Raw genomic sequence first — 5,457 nt, 5'->3', positions numbered from 1 at the left:
GCCAGCGCGTGACGTACATTGTGGGTGATGAACACCACAGCGATGCCATTTTTTCGTACTCGATCAACGGTAGCCAAAACATTAGAGGTCTGCCGCACGCCAAGTGCCGAGGTCGGTTCATCAAGGATCAGCACCTTGGCTCCGAAATGCACTGCCCGCGCGATGGCCACCGTTTGGCGTTCCCCGCCCGACAAAGTGCCAACGGCCTGATCCGGGCCGCGCAGATTGATACCCATCTTCTTCATCTCTGACATCGTCACTTCGTTCGCCACTTCATGGTCAAAGACTGAGATCGGGCCAATCCTTCTCGTAGGTTCATTGCCCATGAAAAAATTGCGTGACACCGACATGAGCGGAATCATCGCAAGGTCCTGATAAACCGTAGCGATACCGGCTGAGATGGAATCTCGCGGCCGCTCGAAATGCATCGATTTGCCTTCGAAAAAGATCTCACCTTTGGTGGGTTTGTGAACACCCGACATGGTCTTGATGAACGTTGACTTTCCAGCACCGTTGTCGCCCAAAAGGCAATGGCATTCGCCGGGGTAAACCTCGAGTGACACCCCGGCCAGTGCGATGACCGATCCAAAGTGCTTCTCGATGTTTTTCATCTGAACGATGGGTGCATGTTCCGTGTTCATCTTACTTCTCCCCAGTAATTGCGCGTCGGATATAGGTATTCAAGATGACAGCCAGCAGCAGAATAACTCCCAGGAAAACCCGGAACAGAGAGCTCTCAACCCCGGCAAAGAACAGACCCTGCTGGACCACACCAAAGATCAGAGCACCGAGTGCCGCGCCGATAACCGAACCATACCCGCCGGTGAGCAATGCGCCGCCAATAACCACGGAAATGATCGCTTCAAACTCTTTAAGCAGGCCTCGATCAGCCCCGGCAGACCCGAACTCCATCACCTGACACGTGGCAAAGACTACGGCGCAAAACGCGGTAAACATGAACATCAGGATTTTGACACGGTTCACTGGGACACCAGTGTAGCGTGCGGCTTGCGCGTCGCCGCCGGCGGCAAAAATCCAATTCCCGAACTTGGTGCGGGTCAGGAGGAAATGACCAAAAATGACTAGAACGATGGCCCAAACAATCAGCATCGGGATGCCATCAACAACCGGCTGCCCTTCGCGAGTGCCACGGCTGAAGGTTTCTATCCAGCCATTTTCACCCATCCACTGGAACAATCCTGTAAAGACCTTGCCTCCGAAAAACGGCGCAAGCCAGTCGCCCGCAGCTTCTTCGCGCAATCCACCGATTATGGTCTTGCGGGTCGTCGCGATGGCCGCAAAAATTGTGACGCCGCGCAGGATAAACAGGAATGCAAGCGTTACGATGAAGCTAGGCAGTCCGGTCTTGACAACCAACCACCCGTTCAGCGCCCCGATGGCAACGCAAATGATGAATGTGAAGATGATTGCCATCCACATCGGAAGGCCCGCGCTAGTTGTTAGCAAGGCAATCGACATGCCAGCAAAACCGATCATTGATCCGACCGAAAGATCAAACTCTCCCGCGATCATGAGGAGACAGGCGCCAACCGCGATGATCATGAATTGAGCCGACACGATCGACCAGTTCATCACACCTGCCGGCGAGAACATGCCAGAGTCAAATGCTGTCAGCAGAAAAAAGACAAAGACCAGAATTGCACCGCAAATGCCGCCCAAGTCCGGTCGCATAAGAGACTTGCGGAAACCAGATATTTCCTTGACTCGCTCATCATCTTCGGGGGGAGCGGAAGCTTCCGACATCTTGATACCTCTCTGGGGCAAATGAAAATGGGCGACCGAATGCACGGTCGCCCAGTAGTTGGTCAGTTCTTAGCGGAACTCGCCAGCCATATCGGCAACGGCATCAATTGTGTCTTTGGTCACAAAGCCAGGGCCAGAGTTGATGTTGTGCGGTACCAAAAGACCATACCGGTTATAGTTGGTCAGCAGAACTATCGGTAGGTAGCCTTGGAAGAACGGCTGCTGGTCGATGGCCCAAGAAATGATGTCTTCCTTGATACCCGTGGCGATTTCAGCGCTCAGGTCGAATGTGCCGAAATAGATGTCACCGGCCATGCCGTTCTCTTTCAACGCATTGATTGTAGGAGCAGCAGAGGTCGGGCCAAGCGTCAGGACAGCGCCCGTATCGGGGTTAGCAGACAGATAGGCAAGAACCTTGTTCTTGATTTCAGCCGGGTCTTGACCGGAATCGATCATCTGGTTGCCCAGATCGGCGCCGATTGCATCCGCAAAACCCTGGCAACGCTCAACCGATGCACCATTTGTGATGTAGTGGTTAACACATAGAAAGGACTTCACGCCCGCTTTCGCTGCGCGCATACCGGCTGCGTTACCTGCATCATACTCAGGCTGGCCGATGTGCATCAGCGCGCCCATCGATGCGGATTGCTCGTGCGTGCCCGAGTTCACTGTTATGACAGGAATACCCTGATCTACTGCATCACGAATCGGGCCGGAAAGTGCATCGAAGTCGGCAATGCTGACGATGATACCGTCGGGTCCGGAGGCCGCCGCTTGCTCAACAATACGGGCCATATCACCGATATCGCCGGTTGGCGGATTGCGATACTCGACCGTTACGCCCAATTGACCTTCAGCAACGCCAAGCGCAGTCTTGATTGTATTCCACCAGCTGTCAGAGTCCGGCGCGTGGCTGACGAAAACATATCTCTCGCCGTCCGCCGAAGCTGTGGATGCAGCCATCAGTGGCGCCGCCGCCATAGCGGTCGCAAATGCGACCTTCTTCATAAATGATCTCATATTTTTTCCTCCCAAGTTAGCCAGTTGTCTGGCGTAAAAGCGGCTTACGTACGCCCCTTCATCAAAATTTAACACATCCCCAGTATTTTGCAATCGGTTGCAAATGAAGACAATAAAATGCATCAATTGCGCGCAGTATGTAGAGATAGGCTGCGTTTCGCGCGCTGCACAACGACCGAGATGTCCAAATTGGAGATTTTCCTACCATGGCGATAACATTGAAAGATGTCGCCGAGCGGGCGGGCGTATCACGCTCGGCCGTGTCACGGACGTTCACCGAGGGCGCGTCAGTTTCAGCCAAGACGCGGCGCAAGGTTGAAAAAGCCGCAAGCGAGCTTGGGTACAGCCCGAACGCACTCGCATCATCCCTGACGACGGGGCGCACGAAGCTTATCGGACTTGTCTCAAACAACTTCCATAACCCGTTCTTCTTGCAGGTCTTTGACCTGTTTACCAGGCTCTTGCAGGAACGCGGACTACGCCCGCTTTTAGTCAATCTGACGGATCAAACCGACCCTGAAGCCACGTTGCGATTACTGCGCCAGTATTCCGTCGATGGAGTCATCGTAGCCTCCTCAACACTGTCCCCTGAATTCGCGCTGGCCTTTCAGGAAGCCAGCGTTCCGGTGGTGCATTCCTTTGGCCGCATCGCAGCTAGCCCGCGCGTAAATGTGGTCGGAATAGACAACGTAGAATGCGGTCGGATGGCTGCGCGCACGCTGATCGCGCGCGGCTATAAGCGGATCGGATTCATGGGCGGGCCCCGCGAAGCGACCTCAACAATCGACCGCCGGAAGGGCTTTGACGAAGTTTTAAGCGTCACGAACGGCATCGAGACAACCGAGTCGTTTGCCACCGCATACTCGTTTGACGCGGGCCGTGCCGAGATGCTGGCCCTGTTAAACGGCGATCCCGCCGAGGCCTATTTCTGCGGCGACGATGTGCTGTCGATCGGCGCACTCAGTGCTTTGGCCGATAAAGGTCTGAACGTGCCGGGTGACATCGGGATCATCGGGTTAAATGATATGGATATGGCGCGCTGGGAGAACATCAACCTGACCACCATCCGCCAACCGATTCGACAGATCATCGACAGTTCGGTCGAGCTTGTTGTGGCGATGCTCGATAAGCCCGAGCGCCCCCCCGAGGGTCGGTTTTTTGCCTGCGAGATCGTCGAGCGAGGCACGCTGCGCCCCGCCAAAACTTAGCGGAACATCGGCGGACGGGCATCCACCCAGACGCCGTGCTTCGCGGCGGAATCAACTGCCGCAAACACAGCCGCCATCGACCGTAGTCCGTCCTCAGCAGTTGGAAGGTTGCCCTTCCCCTCGCCGCGCAGTTTCGCCGCCAGATCGACGTAGATGTTCGCGACCGCCAAGGGAAAGCCCTCGGGATGCGCAATGGCGACGCGGCTCATGCGTTGCGCATCTTCTGACAGACCCGCCTCACCCTTTTCAATGATCTCGGTACGTCCGCCAAGGCGGCTGTAAATGATCTGGTTCGGCTGTTCAGACGCCCATCGCATTCCGCCTAGCTCGCCGTACACCTGAATGTCCAACCCATGCTGACGTCCAAGCGCAATCGTCGACGTCCAAAGCCGCCCGACTGTGCCTTTCGCGGTGCGGAAGTTCACCATCGCGTCGTCTTCCAGCACGCGTCCCTGCACGGTTGACGCAAAGTCCGCCGACAGTGTTTCGACTTCGTCGCCAGTGATGAAGCTGGCTAAATGCAACGCGTGGATACCACAATCCGCCATCTGACCCGAGACCCCGGCCTGCGCCGGATCATACCGCCAGCGCACCCGTGGGTTTTCTGCATCGTCGCCGCCCGCGTGATGTCCGTGGCTGAAGTTGGTGACAACCGTACGGATCGCGCCAAGCTCGCCCGCCGCGACCATCGCTTTCATCTGCCGCACCATGGGATAGGCCGAGTAACAATAGTTGACGGCGCAAACCTTTCCGGTCGCTTTTGCAACACGCACGATCTCTTCGCCCTCTTGCACAGTCATCGTCATCGGCTTTTCACAAAGCACATTAAAGCCCGCCTCAAGGAAGGACTTTGTAATCTCGAAGTGCGTGTTGTTTGGCGTCGCTACGGTGACCAGATCGACCTTGTCGTCACGATTTCGCTCACCCGCCAGCATCTCCTGCCAGTTTCCATATGCGCGATCAGCTTCAATCCCGAGGGACTGAGCATAGGCTTTCCCCTTTGCGGGTTCGGCATCTAAAGCACCAGCAAAAAAGGTAAAATTTCCATCTGCCTGAGCGCCAAGCCGGTGTGCCGGTCCGATCTGACTGCCTTCACCGCCGCCAATCATGCCCCATTTCAGTTTCGCCATAGTCAGGCTCCTTAGCTAAAGCCGATGGATTGCAGATAGGCGCGGTTTGTCCTGGCATCGCCAAGCGCATCGGTATCAGGCAGCGTCGGATCACAGTCCTGTTCAACCGTACACCATCCGTCAAAGCCATTCTCGACAAGAATTTCGCGCACACGCGGAAAGTTAACGTCGCCGTCACCAAGATTACAAAAAATGCCCTGTCCACAGGCGTCATAGAACCCGGTGCCTTTGGCAATCACGTCGGCTTTCACCACAGGATCAATGTCCTTAAAGTGCATATAGCTGATGCGCCCGATGTGGCGTTCCATGAAGGCAACAGGGTCAAAACCGGCATA

The 5,457-nt window shown here is 55.7% G+C and carries 6 protein-coding genes; 1 reads left to right on the top strand and 5 read right to left on the bottom strand.

Annotated elements, in window-relative coordinates:
- From Q1B15_RS08435 to Q1B15_RS08425, 3 genes are all read right to left on the bottom strand, one after another.
- Nucleotides 1–641 (bottom strand): ATP-binding cassette domain-containing protein (locus tag Q1B15_RS08435; protein WP_299752938.1); only part of this gene is annotated, 641 nt, incomplete at its 3' end.
- 1 nt (nucleotide 642) lies between these two features.
- The gene (locus Q1B15_RS08430; RefSeq protein ID WP_299752934.1) at nucleotides 643–1,764 is read right to left on the bottom strand and encodes an ABC transporter permease; all 1,122 of its coding nucleotides are present in this window, start codon (nucleotides 1,762–1,764) and stop codon (nucleotides 643–645) included.
- 69 nt (nucleotides 1,765–1,833) lie between these two features.
- Nucleotides 1,834–2,784 carry a sugar ABC transporter substrate-binding protein gene (locus tag Q1B15_RS08425; protein ID WP_299752931.1) on the bottom strand — a complete coding sequence of 317 codons (951 nt, stop codon included), beginning with the start codon at nucleotides 2,782–2,784 and terminating at the stop codon, nucleotides 1,834–1,836.
- Nucleotides 2,785–2,990: 206 nt separating this feature from the next.
- Between Q1B15_RS08425 and Q1B15_RS08420 the strand changes: the two genes are divergently transcribed.
- On the top strand, nucleotides 2,991–3,992 hold the full coding sequence (locus tag Q1B15_RS08420; RefSeq protein ID WP_299752928.1) for a LacI family DNA-binding transcriptional regulator: 1,002 nt from the start codon (nucleotides 2,991–2,993) through the stop codon (nucleotides 3,990–3,992).
- Here the strand turns inward: Q1B15_RS08420 and Q1B15_RS08415 are convergent.
- Both Q1B15_RS08415 and Q1B15_RS08410 read right to left on the bottom strand, forming a co-directional pair.
- A complete protein-coding gene (locus Q1B15_RS08415; protein ID WP_299752925.1) occupies nucleotides 3,989–5,122 on the bottom strand; it encodes a Gfo/Idh/MocA family oxidoreductase in 1,134 nt (377 codons plus the stop codon). The two genes, Q1B15_RS08420 and Q1B15_RS08415, sit on opposite strands and share 4 nt — an antisense overlap.
- Before the next feature lie 11 nt (nucleotides 5,123–5,133).
- Nucleotides 5,134–5,457: TIM barrel protein (locus Q1B15_RS08410; RefSeq protein WP_299752922.1), on the bottom strand; the 324-nt coding region annotated here is incomplete at its 5' end.

This window comes from uncultured Boseongicola sp., assembly GCF_937988555.1.
Classification (GTDB): domain Bacteria; phylum Pseudomonadota; class Alphaproteobacteria; order Rhodobacterales; family Rhodobacteraceae; genus Boseongicola.
Note: the sequence above shows the minus strand (reverse complement) of the source record. Positions and strands in the feature narration are given on the sequence as shown.